Source organism: Streptomyces sp. NPDC042371, assembly GCF_056437465.1.
In genome coordinates, this window is sequence record NZ_JBWKAP010000002.1 from 702,412 (window position 1) to 719,970 (window position 17,559).

At 71.6% G+C, this 17,559-nt stretch carries 20 protein-coding genes and 1 pseudogene; 7 read left to right on the forward strand and 14 right to left on the reverse strand.

The features are described 5' to 3' along the window. Window positions 1–63 precede the first annotated feature (63 nt). Complete coding sequence (locus AC068B_RS08910; RefSeq protein ID WP_478670039.1) at window positions 64–639, reverse strand: sigma-70 family RNA polymerase sigma factor; 576 nt, start codon at window positions 637–639, stop codon at window positions 64–66. Window positions 640–884: 245 nt separating this feature from the next. Next, a complete protein-coding gene (locus tag AC068B_RS08915) occupies window positions 885–1,496 on the reverse strand; it encodes a response regulator transcription factor (protein WP_003948568.1) in 612 nt (203 codons plus the stop codon). A 399-nt stretch (window positions 1,497–1,895) separates the two neighbouring features. Between AC068B_RS08915 and AC068B_RS08920 the strand changes: the two genes are divergently transcribed. After that, a complete protein-coding gene (locus tag AC068B_RS08920; RefSeq protein ID WP_356251534.1) occupies window positions 1,896–2,243 on the forward strand; it encodes a WhiB family transcriptional regulator in 348 nt (115 codons plus the stop codon). Between the two features lie 62 nt (window positions 2,244–2,305). Here the strand turns inward: AC068B_RS08920 and AC068B_RS08925 are convergent, their stop codons facing one another. Continuing rightward, entirely contained in the window at window positions 2,306–3,202 is an 897-nt protein-coding gene (locus AC068B_RS08925; protein ID WP_478670042.1) for a LysR family transcriptional regulator, read from the reverse strand. Between the two features lie 81 nt (window positions 3,203–3,283). On the opposite strand from AC068B_RS08925, the gene AC068B_RS08930 reads away from it, so the two are divergent. Both AC068B_RS08930 and AC068B_RS08935 read left to right on the forward strand, forming a co-directional pair. Further along, window positions 3,284–3,964, forward strand: a complete 681-nt coding sequence (locus tag AC068B_RS08930; protein ID WP_478670045.1) for an MOSC domain-containing protein — start codon at window positions 3,284–3,286, stop codon at window positions 3,962–3,964. Window positions 3,965–4,017: 53 nt separating this feature from the next. Further along, the gene (locus AC068B_RS08935) at window positions 4,018–4,791 is read left to right on the forward strand and encodes an SDR family NAD(P)-dependent oxidoreductase (protein ID WP_478670048.1); all 774 of its coding nucleotides are present in this window, start codon (window positions 4,018–4,020) and stop codon (window positions 4,789–4,791) included. Between the two features lie 159 nt (window positions 4,792–4,950). Here the strand turns inward: AC068B_RS08935 and groL are convergent, their stop codons facing one another. The 4 genes from groL to AC068B_RS08955 all read right to left on the reverse strand — a co-directional run bounded on the left by groL (window position 4,951) and on the right by AC068B_RS08955 (window position 8,412). Further along, the gene (gene groL, locus AC068B_RS08940; protein ID WP_468556005.1) at window positions 4,951–6,579 is read right to left on the reverse strand and encodes a chaperonin GroEL; all 1,629 of its coding nucleotides are present in this window, start codon (window positions 6,577–6,579) and stop codon (window positions 4,951–4,953) included. 128 nt (window positions 6,580–6,707) lie between these two features. Continuing rightward, the gene (gene groES / locus AC068B_RS08945; RefSeq protein WP_006347174.1) at window positions 6,708–7,016 is read right to left on the reverse strand and encodes a co-chaperone GroES; all 309 of its coding nucleotides are present in this window, start codon (window positions 7,014–7,016) and stop codon (window positions 6,708–6,710) included. A 188-nt stretch (window positions 7,017–7,204) separates the two neighbouring features. Next, window positions 7,205–7,489, reverse strand: coding sequence for a hypothetical protein (locus AC068B_RS08950; protein ID WP_478670051.1), 285 nt, complete (start codon window positions 7,487–7,489; stop codon window positions 7,205–7,207). Then, window positions 7,486–8,412, reverse strand: a complete 927-nt coding sequence (locus AC068B_RS08955; RefSeq protein WP_478670053.1) for a polysaccharide deacetylase family protein — start codon at window positions 8,410–8,412, stop codon at window positions 7,486–7,488. The genes AC068B_RS08950 and AC068B_RS08955 overlap by 4 nt, the downstream gene beginning before the upstream one ends. A gap of 82 nt (window positions 8,413–8,494) precedes the next feature. Between AC068B_RS08955 and AC068B_RS08960 the strand changes: the two genes are divergently transcribed. Then, window positions 8,495–9,739 carry a class I SAM-dependent methyltransferase gene (locus tag AC068B_RS08960; RefSeq protein ID WP_478670056.1) on the forward strand — a complete coding sequence of 415 codons (1,245 nt, stop codon included), beginning with the start codon at window positions 8,495–8,497 and terminating at the stop codon, window positions 9,737–9,739. Between the two features lie 22 nt (window positions 9,740–9,761). On the opposite strand, the gene AC068B_RS08965 is transcribed toward AC068B_RS08960, so the two are convergent. The 3 genes from AC068B_RS08965 to AC068B_RS08975 are packed head-to-tail and all read right to left on the reverse strand — an operon-like array spanning window position 9,762 to window position 13,056. Then, complete coding sequence (locus tag AC068B_RS08965) at window positions 9,762–11,087, reverse strand: RNA polymerase sigma factor (RefSeq protein WP_478670058.1); 1,326 nt, start codon at window positions 11,085–11,087, stop codon at window positions 9,762–9,764. A gap of 48 nt (window positions 11,088–11,135) precedes the next feature. Next, window positions 11,136–11,489: a YciI family protein gene (locus AC068B_RS08970; protein WP_478670060.1), complete on the reverse strand. Its 354-nt coding sequence runs from the start codon at window positions 11,487–11,489 to the stop codon at window positions 11,136–11,138. Window positions 11,490–11,532: 43 nt separating this feature from the next. Beyond that, the gene (locus tag AC068B_RS08975) at window positions 11,533–13,056 is read right to left on the reverse strand and encodes an MFS transporter (protein ID WP_478670063.1); all 1,524 of its coding nucleotides are present in this window, start codon (window positions 13,054–13,056) and stop codon (window positions 11,533–11,535) included. Window positions 13,057–13,137: 81 nt separating this feature from the next. Between AC068B_RS08975 and AC068B_RS08980 the strand changes: the two genes are divergently transcribed. Beyond that, on the forward strand, window positions 13,138–13,908 hold the full coding sequence (locus AC068B_RS08980) for a TetR/AcrR family transcriptional regulator (protein ID WP_478670065.1): 771 nt from the start codon (window positions 13,138–13,140) through the stop codon (window positions 13,906–13,908). A gap of 29 nt (window positions 13,909–13,937) precedes the next feature. Beyond that, window positions 13,938–14,522, forward strand: coding sequence for a class I SAM-dependent methyltransferase (locus AC068B_RS08985; RefSeq protein ID WP_478670068.1), 585 nt, complete (start codon window positions 13,938–13,940; stop codon window positions 14,520–14,522). On the opposite strand, the pseudogene AC068B_RS08990 reads toward AC068B_RS08985, so the two are convergent. Then, window positions 14,523–14,600, reverse strand: a pseudogene (locus AC068B_RS08990) (WD40 repeat domain-containing protein); the annotation flags it as partial. Between the two features lie 58 nt (window positions 14,601–14,658). Between AC068B_RS08990 and AC068B_RS08995 the strand changes: the two are divergent. Beyond that, on the forward strand, window positions 14,659–15,663 hold the full coding sequence (locus AC068B_RS08995) for a hypothetical protein (RefSeq protein ID WP_478670071.1): 1,005 nt from the start codon (window positions 14,659–14,661) through the stop codon (window positions 15,661–15,663). A gap of 16 nt (window positions 15,664–15,679) precedes the next feature. Here the strand turns inward: AC068B_RS08995 and AC068B_RS09000 are convergent, their stop codons facing one another. From AC068B_RS09000 to rimI, 3 genes are read right to left on the reverse strand one after another with little or no spacing between them, the layout of a single operon-like run. Further along, entirely contained in the window at window positions 15,680–15,946 is a 267-nt protein-coding gene (locus AC068B_RS09000) for a hypothetical protein (protein ID WP_478670072.1), read from the reverse strand. Beyond that, on the reverse strand, window positions 15,943–17,055 hold the full coding sequence (gene tsaD, locus AC068B_RS09005; protein ID WP_478670073.1) for a tRNA (adenosine(37)-N6)-threonylcarbamoyltransferase complex transferase subunit TsaD: 1,113 nt from the start codon (window positions 17,053–17,055) through the stop codon (window positions 15,943–15,945). The genes AC068B_RS09000 and tsaD overlap by 4 nt, the downstream gene beginning before the upstream one ends. After that, window positions 17,048–17,530, reverse strand: a complete 483-nt coding sequence (gene rimI, locus AC068B_RS09010) for a ribosomal protein S18-alanine N-acetyltransferase (RefSeq protein WP_356252382.1) — start codon at window positions 17,528–17,530, stop codon at window positions 17,048–17,050. The genes tsaD and rimI overlap by 8 nt, the downstream gene beginning before the upstream one ends. Between the last annotated feature and the right edge of the window lie 29 nt (window positions 17,531–17,559).

Genomic DNA, 17,559 nt, shown 5'->3' on the forward strand with positions numbered 1-17,559 from the left:
TCAAGATCATTACCAAGCTTTGTACGTTCACACGTACGCCACCGCACCCCGGAAGGATCCGGACTACTGCTCCGCGAGCGCCCGCAGCCTGCTCAGCGCCCGGTGCTGCGCGACCCGCACCGCCCCGGGGGACATCCCCAGCATCTGCCCGGTCTCCTCGGCCGTGAGGCCGACGGCAATCCGCAGGAGCAGCAGCTCGCGCTGGTTGTCCGGAAGGTTGGCCAGGAGCTTCTTGGCCCACTCGGCATCGCTGCTGAGCAGGGCGCGCTCCTCCGGGCCGAGCGAGTCGTCGGGCCGCTCGGGCATCTCGTCCGAGGGCACGGCGGTGGATCCGGGGTGCCGCATCGCCGCGCGCTGCAGATCGGCCACCTTGTGTGCCGCGATCGCGAAGACGAACGCTTCGAAGGGGCGCCCCGTGTCCTTGTAGCGCGGCAGGGCCAGGAGCACGGCGACGCACACTTCCTGCGCCAGGTCCTCCACGAAGTGCCGCGCGTCACCCGGCAGCCGGGACAGACGGGTGCGGCAGTAGCGCAGCGCGAGGGGGTGGACGTGGGCCAGGAGGTCGTGCGTGGCCTGCTCGTCGCCCTCCACAGCGCGTAGAACGAGGGCACCGATCACCGGCGTCTTGTCATCGCGCATCAGTCCATGGTGCCTTGACGGCGACTGATCCGTGGCACCGCGTCCGTAGTTGTGCACTGAAGCGTTATGAGCAGGTGCGCCGGAACTCATCTCCTGCGCCCTCCCCTCCCGCTCGATCGACTCGTCCCCGAGGAACTCCACACCTCAAGGATGCGGCATCGGCGGCGAAACAAGCGTCGCCGGGCGTACGTCGCCCCGCCCACCGGACGGCGGGCGGGGATCGCCGTGCCCCCGCGACGGCACATTCAGCGAACCAGACCCCAGCGGAAACCGAGCGCCACCGCATGTGCGCGGTCCGAGGCGCCGAGCTTCTTGAAGAGCCGCCTGGCGTGCGTTTTCACGGTGTCCTCGGAGAGGAAGAGCTCGCGCCCGATCTCCGCGTTCGAACGGCCGTGGCTCATGCCCTCGAGGACTTGGATCTCACGCGCGGTGAGGGTGGGCGCGGCGCCCATCTCGGCCGAGCGCAGCCTGCGCGGAGCGAGCCGCCACGTCGGGTCGGCGAGCGCCTGGGTGACGGTCGCGCGCAGCTCGGCACGCGAGGCGTCCTTGTGCAGATAGCCGCGGGCACCGGCCGCGACCGCGAGTGCGACCCCGTCCAGGTCCTCGGCGACGGTGAGCATGATGATGCGCGCACCGGGGTCGGCGGACAGCAGCCGGCGGACGGTCTCCACGCCGCCGAGACCGGGCATGCGTACGTCCATCAGAATCAGGTCCGAGCGGTCGGCGCCCCAGCGGCGGAGGACTTCCTCGCCGTTGGCCGCCGTGGTCACGCGCTCGACGCCGGGCACGGTCGCTACCGCGCGGCGGAGCGCCTCTCGGGCAAGCGGGGAGTCATCGCAGACGAGGACCGATGTCATGACTGTCCTCCGCGGCTCTCACAGCTGCTGCGCGTCACCTTGAGCCTCCAGGCTGGTACTTATTCGTCACCTGTGCGGTTGACGCTCTCGGACACCTGCCCGAGCGCTTGTTCTTTCAACCGCCTCCGCACTCTCAACGACGGTCACCCGAAAGAGTTACGGGGCAGTCTGACACCTTCGGCACTCTACGTGAGGGCGCGGACACAGCGCAGAGAGCGCGGCAGACCCTCAACGTTTCATCACAACCTATGCCCCATTTAGCGCCTCTTCTTCCCTTTTCCTGGTGTCTATAGCTAGATTCGCAATGAGTCATATTTTCATCTCCTTAGACAGTAGATGTACGGTCATGACGGTTATGCGCACCGTATCCGCGTCAGAACGGCACCAAGGGGACCAGCAATGGCAGATTTCTCCCGCCTTCCCGGACCGAACGCAGATCTGTGGGACTGGCAGCTCCTCGCGGCCTGCCGTGGGGTCGACAGCTCGCTCTTCTTCCACCCGGAGGGCGAGCGGGGCGCGGCGCGCAGCGCACGTGAGAACTCCGCCAAGGAGGTCTGCATGCGGTGCCCGGTGCGCGCGGAGTGCGCCGCTCACGCGCTCGCGGTGCGCGAGCCGTACGGCGTGTGGGGCGGGCTGACCGAGGACGAGCGCGAGGAGCTCATGGGCCGCGCGCGCAACCGCCTCGTCACGGCCTCCACCGTCACGGCTGCCGCCGCCTCGACGGCCAGAGCCGTGTCGCACAGTTGAAGGAACGTTTCTTCGAATAAACGCCCGTACGCGCCCGTACGGGGGCGCCCACAGGGCGTCGATCAACGGGCGGCGGCCCGCGCGAGGTGGTCCAGCGTGGCGGCGACGGCCGGCACCTGCGCCAGGTCCGGCAGCGTGAGCGCGACGATCTCCCGCCGCACGGCGGGCTCCACCGTCACGGTGCGTGCACCCATGGGGCGCACCGACTCGATCGCGAGCTCGGGCAGCACCGCCACCCCCAGACCGGCGCCCACGAGGCCGATCACCGCCGGATAGTCGTCGGTCGCGAAGTCGATCCGGGGTGCGAAGCCCGCGCTCTCGCAGACCTCCACCAGTTGCCTGCGGCAGCGGGGGCAGCCCGCGATCCACGACTCGTCGGCGAACTCGCCGATGGTGACCGAGTCCGCACCGGCCAGCCGGTGCCCCTCGGGCACGAGACCGACGAGCCGGTCCGCGAGCAGCGGGCGCACGACGAGGTCGCCCCACTCCTCCGCGGCCGTCGCTCCTTCGTACCGGAAGGCGAGGGCGACGTCGCAGTCGCCCTCGCGCAGCATCTCCACCGAGCGCGGCGGCTCGGCCTCCACGAGGGAGACGCGGGTGCCCGGGTGGGCCGCGCGCAGCGCCGCCAGGGCGCAGGGGACGAGGGTGGAACTGCCGCTGGGGAAGGAGACGAGCCTGACCCGGCCCGCGCGCAGGCCCGCGATGGCGGCGACCTCCTCCTCGGCGGCGGTGAGCCCGGCGAGGATCCCCGCGGCATGCCTGACCAGTGCCTCGCCCGCCTGCGTCAGCCGCATCTCGCGGCCGGTGCGGATCAGCAGCGGCGTGCCCGCCGAGGATTCGAGGGCCTTCATCTGCTGGCTGACGGCGGGCTGGGTACAGCCGAGCTCGCGGGCCGCGGCGGAGAAGGAGCCGGTGGCGGCCACGGCGCGCAGGACACGGAGATGACGGGCCTCGATCATGGTTCGAGCATAAGCGACGCTTGGGTGTATCGCGAAATAATGCGTCGCTACTTTGAGGAGGTCTCGCCTAGCCTGCCTTTCATGGAGCTTCTTTCTGTGAACGTGGGACGCCGCAAGACCGTCGCGTACGCCGGTGCGCCCTCCGGTGGCACCGGCATCGACAAGCGGCCGGTGCGCGGCCCGGTGCGCGTGGCCGCGCCGGGCGCGAAGGGCGTCGGCGGGAGCGGCATGGCCGGTGACGAGATCTGCGACCTGCGCCACCACGGCGGCAACGACCAGGCGGTGTACGCCTACGCCCGCGAGGACCTCGACGCCTGGCAGCGCACCCTTGGACGCGCGCTGTCCGACGGCGCCTTCGGCGAGAACCTCACGACCTCGGGCGTCGACGTGAGCGGCGCGCGGATCGGCGAGCGCTGGCGGGTGGGTTCCGATCTGGTGCTCGAAGTGACGAGCGGGCGCATCCCCTGCCGTACGTTCCAGGGCCACCTCGACGAGAAGGGGTGGGTGAAACGGTTCACGGAGGAGGGCGTTCCCGGTGCGTATCTGCGCGTCGTGGAGCCGGGTGAGATCCGGGCCGGGGACCCGATCGAGATCGTGCACCGGCCTGCGCACGAGGTGACCGTCGCCCTCCAGTTCCGGGCCGTCACGACGGAGAAGGACCTGCTGCCCGAGCTGCTCGCGGCGGGCGACGCCCTGCATCCCGAGACGGCCGAGCGCGCCCGCAAGTACCTGGCGCAGCAGGGTGCTCCTGCCTCTCCCTGAGACCTGGCGGTCCGTGCAACACAGTGGTCACGCGATCTCACTAGCCTTGGGCCATGACTACGGCTCTGATTACGGGATCGACCGCCGGCATCGGCGCAGCCTTCGCGCGGCGCCTCGCGGCCGACGGGCACAACCTCGTGCTGGTGGCTCGCAACACCGAGCGGCTGCACGAGCAGGCGACCGAGCTGCACGACCGGCACGGCATCGAGGCGGAGGTGCTGACCGCGGACCTCGCGACGGACGTGGGCATCGAGGCCGTCGAGAAGCGGCTCGCGAACCGCAGGGACGCGGTCGACCTCCTGATCAACAACGCGGGGTTCGGCAACAAGGGCCGGTATCTGGAGGTCTCGCTCGCCGACGAGCTGACCATGCTCAAGGTGCACTGCGAGGCGGTGCTGCGGCTGACGTCGGCCGCGACGGAGTCGATGCGGGAGCGCGGCCGCGGCGGGGTCGTGAACGTCGCGTCGGTGGCGGCGTTCGTGCCGCGCGGGACGTACGGCGCATCGAAGGCGTGGGTCGTGCAGTTCACCCAGGGCGCGGCGAAGGACCTGGCGGGCTCCGGGGTGCGGCTGATGGCGCTGTGCCCCGGCTTCGTGCGCACGGAGTTCCACCAGCGCGCGGGGATGGGCACGTCCAACATCCCCAACTGGATGTGGCTCGACGCGGACAAGCTGGTCACGGTGGCGCTCACCGACCTGGCGCGCGGCAGGACGGTGTCGATCCCGGACCCGAGGTACAAGGCGCTGATGGGCGTGGTGAAGGTGACCCCGAGGGCGCTGCTGGGCGGAGTGACGTCCCGTACGGGCCGCAAGTACGGCCCGCAGTAGCCCCGTCAGGGGCGCGGGGAACTGCGCGAGGACGGACCACGATCCGCAGTCGGCAACGCAGCGGCAACCCGGCAGGACGTATCCCGAGAAGGGCTGAGGCCCGGCTCCCCCCGAAAAGGGAGCCGGGCCTCAGTCACCGTTCAAGCCGAGCGCAGCGGGTCAGTGCGAGTGACCGTGGCCGTGGCCGTGACCGGCGTCGGCCTCTTCCTCGGCCGGCTTCTCGACGACCAGGGTCTCGGTCGTGAGGAGCAGCGACGCGATGGACGCGGCGTTCTCCAGGGCGGAGCGGGTGACCTTGACCGGGTCGATGACACCGGCCTTGACCAGGTCGCCGTACTCACCGGTCGCGGCGTTGAAGCCGAAGCCCTTGTCGAGCTCGGCGACCTTCGAGGTGATGACGTAGCCCTCGAGGCCGGCGTTCTCGGCGATCCAGCGCAGCGGCTCGACGGCGGCGCGGCGGACGACGGCCACACCGGTGGCCTCGTCGCCGTCCTTGCCGAGCGAGTCGCCGAGCACCTTGGCGGCGTGCACCAGAGCGGAGCCACCACCGGAGACGATGCCCTCCTCGACCGCGGCGCGGGTCGCGGAGATGGCGTCCTCCAGACGGTGCTTCTTCTCCTTCAGCTCCACCTCGGTGGCGGCGCCGACCTTGATGACGCACACGCCGCCGGCCAGCTTCGCGAGGCGCTCCTGGAGCTTCTCGCGGTCCCAGTCGGAGTCCGTGGCGTCGATCTCGGCCTTGATCTGGGCGACGCGGCCCTCGACGTCGGCCTTGTTGCCACCGCCGTCGACGATCGTGGTGTCGTCCTTGGTGATGGTGACGCGGCGGGCGGTGCCGAGCACGTCGAGACCGACCTGGTCGATCTTGAGGCCGACCTCTTCGGCGATGACGGTGCCGCCGGTGAGGGTGGCGATGTCACCGAGCATGGCCTTGCGGCGGTCGCCGAAGCCCGGGGCCTTCACCGCGACGGCGTTGAAGGTGCCGCGGATCTTGTTCACGACCAGGGTCGAGAGGGCCTCGCCCTCGACGTCCTCGGCGATGATCAGGAGCGGCTTCGAGGCGTTGGCCTGGATGACCTTCTCGAGCAGCGGCAGGAGGTCCTGGATGGAGGAGATCTTGCCCTGGTGGATCAGGATGTACGGGTCGTCGAGGACGGCCTCCATACGCTCCTGGTCGGACACCATGTACGGCGACAGGTAGCCCTTATCGAAGGCCATGCCCTCGGTGAAGTCGAGCTCCAGGCCGAAGGTGTTGGACTCCTCGACGGTGATGACACCGTCCTTGCCGACCTTGTCCATCGCCTCGGCGATGAGCTCGCCGACCTGCGGGTCCTGGGCCGACAGACCGGCGACGGCCGCGATGTCGGCCTTGTCGTCGATCGGACGGGCGGTGGCGAGGAGCTCCTCGGAGACGGCCGCGACGGCGGCGTCGATGCCCTTCTTGAGGGCGGCCGGGGAGGCACCGGCGGCGACGTTGCGCAGGCCTTCCTTGACCAGGGCCTGGGCGAGCACGGTGGCGGTGGTGGTGCCGTCACCAGCGATGTCGTTGGTCTTGGTCGCCACCTCCTTCACCAGCTGGGCGCCGAGGTTCTCGTACGGGTCCTCGACCTCCACCTCACGGGCGATGGTGACGCCGTCGTTGGTGATGGTCGGGGCGCCGAACTTCTTGTCGATGACGACGTTGCGGCCGCGGGGGCCGATCGTCACCTTGACCGTGTCGGCAAGCTTGTTGACGCCGCGCTCAAGGGCGCGACGGGCGTCCTCGTCGAACTTCAGGATCTTCGCCATGGGAGCGATTCAGCCCTCTCGAAAACTCGGGTGAACGAACTGCGCCCCTCGCCGCCCGGCAATCAGCGGGGTGACCAGGGGCGCAGCTCAAAAGCAAATCTGCTGGTGAAGCAGGTGAAGCGGTGAAACTACTTCTCGACGATCGCGAGCACGTCGCGAGCCGAGAGGACGAGGTACTCGTCGCCGTTGTACTTCACCTCGGTGCCGCCGTACTTGCTGTACAGCACGACATCGCCGACCTTGACGTCGAGCGGCAGGCGCTCGCCGTTCTCGAAGCGGCCCGGGCCCACGGCGAGGACGGCGCCCTCCTGGGGCTTCTCCTTCGCGGTGTCCGGAATGACCAGGCCGGAGGCCGTGGTCTGCTCGGCGTCGAGCGGCTGGACCACGATGCGGTCCTCGAGCGGCTTGATGGCAACCTTGGAGCTTGCGGTCGTCACGATCCGGTCTCCCCCTTCGGAGATCTCACGGGGTTAAGAGTCTGAGTGTGGCGACCAGGTGGATCCGTCGTCGCGGGTGCCGGACCTGCCCGTCGCTGTTGGCACTCTCCAGTGGGGAGTGCCAGAAGCGAGACTAGGACGGGGATTAGCACTCGGTCAAGCGGAGTGCCAATCGACTGCGTCCGACTTCAGCCGGTGGGGGTGCCGAGCACCCCTTCGGGGCAACGCACGACGACGGGTGCCAGTTCCGCCGCCACGCGCCACGGAGGCCTCAATTCCCGGCGCTCCGCACAGGGGCCAGGACCCGGTCTGCCCTTGCTCGGCTTGCTCGGCACCTTCTGGGCCGCCTTCCTGCCCAGCCTCTCGATCGGGTCCACGGATTCCGCGCACCCCGTGAGCAGTGCGGGCGCGAGCACTCCGCACAGCAGGGCCCCGGCGAGGAGGCGGCGGCGCGCCCGCGCCCGCGGGGTCACAGGTAGTCCTCCAGCCTGGCGACCGCGTACCCCTTGTCCGTGACCGTCTTCATGACCCTGCGGATCATGTCCGGCATGGTGCCCTTCCAGTCCTCGCGCCCCCGGAAGTGCGTGAGGATGATGTCGCCGGGGTGCAGGTCGCGGTCCCACTCGCGCCACTCCATGTGGTCGGCGAAGGCCTCCGACGCCCACAGCGGCACCGCCTTGACGCCACAGGACTTGGCGGCGCGCAGCGTGTCCTGGTTGTAGTTGCCGTAGGGCGGGCGGAAGAGCTCGGGGCGCTTGCCGTAGTGCTTCTCGATGGTGTCCTGCATGCCGCAGATCTCGCGGCGCTGCTTGTCGTACGAGAGTCCTGGCAGGTAGCGGTGGTTGAGCGTGTGGTTGTTCAGGGAGACGCCGCGGCCCTGCATCTTCTTGAAGTAGGCGTAGTCCTCCTTGACCAGGTAGTCGCTGAGGAACGCCGTGTAGGGGAGCTTCAGTTCGCTCATCATCTTCAGCAGTGCCGGGTCCTTCTCGGCTCCGTCGTCGATGGTCAGGAAGACGACCTTCTCCTTGGTGGGGATCGTCGTGAAGACCGGCGGCAGGCTCGACTGGCCCTTGACCTCGAACCCCTTGCGGGTGGTGATCCGCGGCTTGGTCCTGGGCGCGGGGGGCGCGGCCAGCGGGGTCTTGGCCAGGCCCCAGCGCTTGGCGGCCATGGTGCGGGCGACCTGGGCCGTGGCGAGCTTCTGGGCGTACGAGTCGAGGGCGCGGGCGGGCGGGGCCTTGAGCGGCTGCTGGCCGTGGGCGGGGCGCACGTCGTCGGAGTCGCCGCCGGACGCGCAGCCCGAGGCGATCGCCGCGAGGGACAGGACGGCGATCAGGACGCGTGCCTGATTCTTCCGCCTTCCGGCGTATTCTTCGTTTTGTCGTACTAGTTGCATGGCGCCGGATCCTCGCAGCTCAAGGCCCTGCCGAGGGCCCGACACCGCCACCGGCCGCGCACCATCCACCGACTGGCCCACAATGGGGCAGGTGAACGACCCGAACACGCCGAGCGCCCACGAGACCGACCTCGGCGACCCCCTCGCCGCCTTCGCCGCCCTCCGCACCGAGGAGGGCCGGGCCCTGCTCGACGAGGTGCGGGACGTCGAACCGGCCCAGGAGCTCGCCGCCGCCACCCGGCTGCGCCGCACCTTCCCCGCGCCCCTGGTCTCCGCGGCCCTGGCCCAGGCGCGGCTGCGGCAGCGGGCCGCGGCGAAGTTCGGCGCCGAGGACGCGGCCCGGATGTTCTTCACACCGAACGGCGTGGAGCAGTCCACCCGCGCCTCCGTCGCCACGCACCGCGCCGAGAGCTTCAGGGCCCTGGGCGTACGTTCACTGGCCGACCTCTGCTGCGGCATCGGCGGCGACGCCATCGCCCTCGCGCGAGCCGGGATCTCCGTGCTCGCCGTCGACCGCGACCCGCTGACCTGCGCGGCCGCCCGCGCCAACGCCGAGGCCCTCGGCCTCGGCGACCTGATCGAGGTGCGGGAGGCGGACGTCACCGAGGTGGACACGTCCGCGTACGACGCCGTCTTCGTGGACCCGGCGCGGCGCGGCGGCCGCGGGCGGATCTTCGACCCCGAGGCCTACTCCCCGCCGCTGTCCTGGGCGGTCGGGGCGGCGCTCGGGGCCCCGCTCGCCGCGCTGAAGATCGCCCCCGGCATCCCGCACGAGGCGATCCCCGCCGAGGCGGGCGCCGAGTGGATCTCGGACGGCGGCGACGTGAAGGAGGCCGTGCTGTGGTTCGGCACGGACGCCCCCGCCTCGCACCGCGCCACGCTCCTGCCCGGTGGCGCCTCCCTGTGGACCTCGCTCGCCGCGATGCTGCCCGACCCACCGGCACGGCCCGTCGGGCGCTATTTGTACGAGCCGGACGGCGCCGTCATCCGCGCGCACCTGGTCGCCGAGGTCGCCGCCCGGGTCGAGGGCGGACTCATCGACGAGACCATCGCGTACGTCACCTCCGACGCCCTGCACGACACCCCGTACGCCACCGCGTACGAGATCACCGACCAACTCCCGTTCAGCGTGAAGAAGCTGAAGGCGCTGCTGCGCGAGCGCGGGGTCGGCATCCTCACCGTGAAGAAGCGCGGCTCCGCCGTCGAGCCCGAGGAGCTGCGGCGCAAGGTGAAACCGCAGGGGAAGAACGCGGCGACCGTCTTCCTGACACGGGTGGCGGGCGCCCCCACGATGCTGATCGGCCACCCGGCAGCGCCCCGGCCCTGACTCCCGTACGGGTGCGGCAGCGCTATTGACGCCCGTCCACCGCCCCGCGGCCCGGCCCCGCCCAGCAGTCCGCGGCCCGCGCCAGGAGCAGTTCCCGTTCCCGCTCGTTGCGCGCCAGCGACGCCGCACGCTCGAACTCCGCGTGGGCCTCCTCCGCCCGCCCGAGCCGCTCCAGCAGGTCGCCCCGCACGCTGGGCAGCAAGTGGTAGTCCTTCAGGACGGGTTCGGCGGTGAGCGCGTCGACCAGCACGAGGCCTGCCTCCGTGCCCTGGGCCATCGCGACGGCGACCGCGCGGTTGAGCTCGACGACCGGGGACGGGGCGCGGGCGGCGAGCAGGCCGTAGAGGGCGGCGATCTGCTGCCAGTCGGTCTCCTCGTAGGTGTGCGCGTGGGCGTGGCAGGCGGCGATCGCGGCCTGCAGGGCGTACGGGCCCAGGGCGCCCGCGGGTGAGGGCGCCGTGCTCTGGGCCCGCGCCAGGGCGGCGAAACCGCGCCGGACCAGCATCTGGTTCCAGTGGGCCCGGCTCTGGTCCTTGAGCAGCACCGGCTCGCCCGCCGGGCCCGTGCGCGCCGCCGTGCGCGAGGCCTGCAGTTCGAGCAGCGCGGCCAGGCCGTGCGCCTCGGACTCGTCGGGCAGCAGAGCGGTGAGCACCCGGGCCAGGCGCAGTGCGTCCTCGCACAGGGCGGGGCGCAGCAGGTCGTCGCCCGCCGTGGCGGCGTACCCCTCGTTGAAGATCAGGTAGATGACTTCGAGGACCGAACCGACGCGGGCTTCGCGGTCCGGGCCGTAGGGGACCTCGAAGGCGACGGCACGGGCGGCGAGGGTGCGTTTGGCGCGGACGATCCGCTGCGCCACGGTCGGTTCGGGGGCGAGCATCGCGCGGGCGATCTCCGCGGTGGTCAGACCGCCGAGCAGGCGCAGCGTGAGCGCCACGCGGGCCTCGGTGGAGAGCACCGGGTGACAGGCGATGAAGACGAGGCGGAGCAGGTCGTCGTCGATGGCGTCGGGGTCGGCGGACACGACGTCCCCGACGGGGTCGGTGGGGGGCGGGGCGGTCTCCAGGTCGCGGCCGACCTCGGCGAGCTTGCGGGCATAGCGCTCGCGGCGGCGCACCAGGTCGACGGCGCGGTGCCTGGCGGTGGCCATGAGCCAGGCGCCCGGGTTGTCGGGGACGCCTTGCGCGGGCCACTGTTCGAGGGCCGCCACGAGGGCGTCCTGCGCCAGTTCCTCGGCGATGCCGACGTCTCGTACGATCCGCGTCACCCCGGCGATGATGCGCGGCGACTCCATGCGGAAGACGGTCTCGATGGCCTGGCGGGGGTGCTCCGGAGGATGGCTCACGGCCATCCATCAGAGCACCCCGGCGCCACCGCCGCAAAGGCACTGAGGCGAGGCTCAGCCCTCGAGCTCCCGGACCTCCGCGGTGATCGTCCAGTAGTCCTCGTGGGTCTTGAGGAACCGCTTGGTCCACTCGACGGCCTCGGCCATGTCCTTGGCCTGGCAGATGGAGTAGCCGCCGATGACCTCCTTGGTCTCGGTGAACGGTCCGTCGGTCGTGGACAGTTCGCCCTTGTCCCAGGTCACGCGGGTGCCTTCGGAGGTCGGCCGGAGCCCTGCGGTGTCGAGCATCACGCCCGCCCTGGTGATCTCCTCAAGCAGCGCGCCCATGCGCTCCTGCAGTTCGGGGCTCGGGCCGCCCTCGGGCGCGTTGTTCTCGTCGATGCGGATCAGCGTCATGTAGCGCGGCATGGTGGTCTCCCAATCGGGTGGCGGCGGGGCTTCTCCTCGCCTCTCACCCTTGCGTCGAACGGGAGACGCCCGTTTCGACATCGTCGCCGAAGTTCTTCGAAGTTTCTTCTCCGGTCGGCGTTTTCGCAGGTCGTAGCGGTGCGGTGGGAGACGTACGCGGGCCGTGCAACGCCGCAGTCGCCAGGGCGGCCGCCACCAGGAGGCCCGCGGACACCGCGAAGGCCGCCGCGTACCCCTCGGCGAGGGCGCCGCGGCCCCGCCCCTGCCCCGTGGCGCTCGCCGCGACCGTGACCAGGACCGCGAGGCCCAGGGAGCCACCGAGCTGGCGGGAGCTGTTGAGCAGCCCGGAGGCCATGCCGGTCTCCTCGGGGGCGACGCCGCTGGTCGCCGCCGTGCCGAGCGGCACGAAGCACAGGCCGATGCCGACGCTCGCGACCAGCGAGGGCCCGAGGACGGAGCCGAGGAACGTGCCGCCCGCCTCGACCGTCAGCGCGAACCAGCCGAACCCGGCGGCCCCGAGCAGCCCGCCCGCCACGAGGAGCGTCCGCTGGCCGAGCCGCCCGACGGTGCGGGTGGCGACCGTCGAACCGGCCACGATGCCCGCGCAGAACGGCAGGAACGCGGCGCCGGCCGCCGTCGGCCCGTACCCCATCACCTGCTGGAGGTAGAGCGAGGTGAAGTAGAAGGCGGCGAACTGTCCCGAGGACATCAGCAGGGCGAAGACGTTCGCGGAGAGCACGGGCCGGTGCGCCGTGCCGAGCAGGCCGAGTCGCAGCAGCGGCTCCCGCTTGCGGGCCTCGACGGCGACGAAGGCGGCGAGCAGCACGGCCGCGGCGCCGAGCGTGCCCAGTGTGGCGCCCGATCCCCAGCCGGTCGTCTCCGTGCGCACGAGGCCGAGGACGAGCAGGGTCGTACCGGCCGTGACGAGCAGGGCGCCGGTGATGTCGAGGCGGGGCGCGGGTCCGGTGCGGCGGTCGGCGGGGATGCCGCGGCGCGCGGCGAGGAGCGCGGCGAGCACCACGGGGACGTTGATCAGCATCACGGAGCGCCAGCCCACCCAGTCGGTGAGCAGTCCGCCCGCCATGATCCCGACGGCGCCGCCGAGCGCCCCGGAGACGCCCCACAGGCCGAGCGCCCGGGACCGCGCGGGCCCCGCCGCGTAGTTCACGGTGATCAGGGCGAGCGCGACGGGTGCGAGCGCCGCCGCGCCCGCGCCCTGCACCGCACGCGCGGCGATCAGCTGCCCCGGCGCGAGGGCCAGCCCACCCGCCAGGCTCGCCGCCCCGAAGACGGCGAAGCCCCAGGTGAGGGTGCGCCGTCTGCCGACCAGGTCGGCGAGGCGGCCGCCGAGCATGAGCAGGCCGCCGAAGGCGAGCGCGTAGGCGTTGACGACCCAGAGCAGCGCGTCGGGGGCAAAGCCGAGGTCGTCGCCCATGTCGGGCAGGGCGATGTTGACGACGGACATGTCGAGAGAGACGAGGAACTGCACGGTGAGCAGCACCGGCAGCAGCCGACGCCCGGGCTGCGCGCCCGGGTTCCGGCTCGGATTCGGGTTCACGTTCACCATGCGCCGGACATTACTATACGCGTATAGAAATTACGCAAGGGTCGCTGCTCGGCGACCTTGCCCAGGGGCGACAATGAGCGGGTGGCAGCAGACGACAACGAGCAGGCGGGAGCCGAGGCCCCCGAGAAGGCGTCCGGGAAGGCGTCCGGGAAGGCGTCCGGGAAGGCGTCCGGGAAAGCTCCGGCGGCGGGGAAGAAGCGCGCCGTGGGGCGCCCCCGCCGTATCGAGACGGAGACCGTCGTCGCGACGGCCCGCCGGATCCTGGAGACGGAGGGCGTCGCGGCCCTGAGCATGCGCCGGGTCGCCAAAGAGGTCGGCACGACGCCGATGGCGCTCTACCACCACGTGCGCGACAAGGACGAGCTCCTGATGCTCACGCTCGCCGGTACGGCCGCCACGGTCCCGCGCCCCGAACTGCCCGCGGACCCGCGCGACCGCCTCCTCGCCGTCTCGCTGCACATGCACGGCATCCTGGCGCGGATGCCCTGGGTGGTAGAGGTGCTCAGCCTCGGCGACCTCACCGACGAGGGCGCCCTGTGGATGGTCGAGGAGATCATCGCCTGCGGCATGGCGTGCGGGCTCACCCCCGAGGAGGCCGTGCGCGCGTACCGGACCATCTGGCACTGCGTCTACGGAGACCTGGCCTTCCGCCACGCCATGGAGCGCCGCGCCGAGGACCCGGGCCGCAAGCGCCACTTCCCCGACCTGCTCGCCGACGCGGACGCGGCCGAACTCCCCCACCTCGCGGCGCTCGCGGGCCGCTGGGCCGAACTCACCGAGGACTACGACGTGACCCGCCAACTGGGCGCGGTCGTCGACGGCTTGCTGGGCCGGGCAGCGCACTCCCAGTGATCCCGGGCGGGTGTGCCAGGCTCCCCCGCATGCCCTTCGACCACAACGACCACTACCACCCGCTGCTCCTGCGGAACCTGCCGCCCGGCGGCCGCACCGCCCTCGACATCGGCTGCGGCACCGGCCGCTTCGCCCGCCTCCTCGCGGCCCGCGGCTACGAGGTCGACGCGCTGGACCCGTCGGCGGAGGTGATCGCCGAAGCGGAGGCGACGGGCGGCGGCCCCCGTTTCCGGCAGGCCGACGTGACCGCGGAGGACCTCCCCGAGGGCCACTACGACGTCATCACCTGCCTGGCGAGCCTGCACCACATGCCGTTCGATACGGTGACGCGCCTGCGCGACGCCCTCGCCCCGGGCGGCACCCTGCTCGTCCTCGGCTGCTACGCGGGCATGACCTGGTGGGACTTCGCGGCGTCCCCCGCGAACGCGGTGGCAAGGGTGACCGTGTACGCCTCCGAACGCCTGCGCGGCGAGCGCACTCCCCCGCTCAAGGCCCCGGTGCACCAGCCGGACATGCGGCTCCCTCAGGTCCGCACCGAGGCGGCCCGCCTCCTGCCCGGCAGCAGCGTGCGCCAACTGCTCTTCTGGCGCTATCTGCTGACGTACCGACGGTGATCAGAGCAGCTCGTCGAGGTTCCACAGGCGCACGGTGCCGTCCTCGCTCGCGGTGGCGAGCCGACGCCCGCCCGGGGAACTGACCCACCGCCACGACGTGTCCCTGACACCAGAAGCTCAAAGACGGGGGACTCGGATGACGATGCCGCAGTACGGCACACCACAACAGGACCTGGACCGGGCGGGGGACGCGGCCTCGGCGGCGTACGTCCGCATCGGCCTGCTCGTCGGCCTCTACGCCGTCGCCGCGGCGGGCTGGATCGGCTACGAGGTGGACAGCCGCGGCGCGGACGGCGGCGACTTCATCACCGCCCTGTACGACCCACGGATCCCGTTCATCCCCTATGCCCAGACCCCGCACGACTGGGCGCTGATCACGGCCGCGCTCGTCTTCGGTGGGATCGCGGTCGCCCGCCGCCGGGTGGCGCGCGGCGCGCTGATGCTGCTCGCGGTGGTGCTGATCGCCCTCTCCCTGCGGGAGTTGGTGGGCCTCGCGGTCTCCTCGGACTACCGGGCCGTGCTGAGGCGTTCCGAGTACGGACAGCTCCTCATCGGCTTCCGGGTGCTCGGGCTGCTCGTGGGCGCGGCGACGCTGATCGGGATGACGCGCGCGGGCCGACGCCAGGTCATCCCCAGGTCGTACGCGCCGTACGCGCCGTACGACGCCCCGCGACCGATGCCGACGGCCGTGCGCCCGCAGTTCGCCACCGCGGGCGTCTGCCTGCTGCTGTCCGGTGCCATCGCCGTCGCCTGGCTGATCTACCGGCTGACGCGGGCGCAGGTGTTCCTCGTCGGCGGCTCGCCCGACGCCGGGGTCGGCGGCTTCTTCCGGGACGTGGTCGACGCCTCGTACTCCACGTCGATCCCGTACAGCTTCCACACCGCGGCCTTCGCCCTCGCGCCCCTGCTGGTCGGGGCGGCGCTGCTCGCGGGGCGTGCGGCGGGCCGGGGCGCGGGGCTCGCGCTGGCGTTCGTGCTGCTCTACCTGGACGGGCGCGGCCTGTACTCGTACGTGGCCGACGGAGCCGTCGACCGGTACTTCGACAGCACGCTCGGCACACTGGTGGTGCTCTCCACGATCTGCACGGCGGTCCTGTCACTCGTGACGGTCGCGGTACTGCTGAGCGCCGAGGAGGCCTAGGCCTCTACGACCCTTCCTAAGCCTCCTCCACCGACTCGAACCGCCACCGGTGCACCGCCCGCGTCACCAACCCGCCGTCGGGCTCGGGAAGTTCCGGCAGCTCGGCGTCGAACGCCGCGTCCCACCAGGTGATGACGAGCACCCGGTCCTGCGGCGCGCGGAAGGTCTCGCGGCGGACCGGGGCGCCGTCGACGCCGCCGATCGCCTGGGCCCGCGCCCAGGCGAGCAGCTCGTCGCCGCGCCCCTCGACGGCCCGGGCCTCCCACATCAGTGCGACGGTCACGAGTACAGGTTCTCCTTGCTGACCTCGTGCACGTGGTCGTGATCGTGGGTGTGCGCGTGTCCCGGCACGTGCGGCTCCGTCACCGGCAGCGACGAGTCCGCCGACAGGTCCCAGTCCGATGCCGCCCGGTTGCGGGCCACCATCTCGGCGCCGAGGGCCGCGACCATCGCGCCGTTGTCCGTGCACAGCTTGGGGCGCGGCACGCGCAGCTGGATGCCCGCCTTCTCGCACCGCTCCTGGGCGAGGGCGCGCAGACGCGAGTTGGCGGCCACGCCACCGCCGATCATCAGGTGGTCGACGCCCTCGTCCTTGCAGGCCCGCACGGCCTTGCGGGTCAGCACGTCGACGACCGCCTCCTGGAAGGACGCGGACACGTCCCGCACCGGCACCTCCTCGCCCGCGGCCCGCTTCGCCTCGATCCAGCGGGCGACGGACGTCTTCAGCCCGGAGAAGGAGAAGTCGTACGCGGCGTCGCGGGGCCCGGTCAGGCCGCGCGGGAAGGAGATCGCGTTCGGGTCGCCCTCGCGCGCGTAGCGGTCGATGACGGGACCGCCGGGGAAGCCGAGGTTCAGCACCCGCGCGATCTTGTCGAAGGCCTCGCCCGCCGCGTCGTCGATGGTCGAGCCGAGCGGCCGGACGTCGGACGTGATGTCCTCGGACAGCAGCAGCGACGAGTGGCCGCCGGAGACCAGGAGCGCCATCGTCGGCTCGGGCAGCGGCCCGTGCTCCAGCTGGTCCACGCAGATGTGCGAGGCGAGGTGGTTGACGCCGTAGAGCGGCTTGCCCAGCGCGTACGCGTACGCCTTCGCGGCCGAGACGCCGACGAGCAGCGCGCCCGCCAGGCCGGGCCCCGCGGTCACCGAGATGCCGTCGAGGTCCTTCGCGCTCACCCCCGCTTCCTTCAGGGCGCGGTCGATGGTGGGCACCATCGCTTCGAGGTGTGCGCGGGAGGCGACCTCGGGCACGACGCCGCCGAAGCGGGCGTGCTCGTCGACGCTGGAGGCGATGGCGTCCGCGAGCAGCGTGGTGCCGCGGACGATGCCGACGCCGGTCTCGTCGCAGGAGGTCTCGATGCCGAGGACGAGGGGTTCGTCGCGCGAGTCAGCCATGAATCTCGGTTCCTTGTACGCCAGGTGCGGAGGTGGAGGGATCGGTGCGGCGCATGACCAGGGCGTCCACGTTGCCCGGCTGGTAGTAGCCGCGCCGGAAGCCGATGGGCTCGAAGCCGAAGCGCTCGTACAGCTTCTGCGCCCGTGTGTTGTCGACCCGCACTTCCAGCATCACCTCGGCGCACTCGAAGGCGGTCGCGGCCTGGAGCAGGTCGGTGAGGAGCCGGGCGCCGAGGCCGGTGCCCCAGTGATCGCGGGCCACGGCGATGGTCTGGACGTCGGCGAGATCCCCGGCGGCGGCGAGTCCCGCGTACCCGACGAGGCGGTCGCCGTCCATGGCCACCACGTAGCGGCGGGTGGCGAGCGGTCCGCGCGCGTGGGCGAGCTCGGACCAGAACATCCCGCGCGACCAGGCGTCGTCCGGGAAGAGCTCCTTCTCCAGGACGAACACCGCGTCGATGTCCCACCAGCGCATCTCGCGCAGCACGGCGGACTCGGTCACCT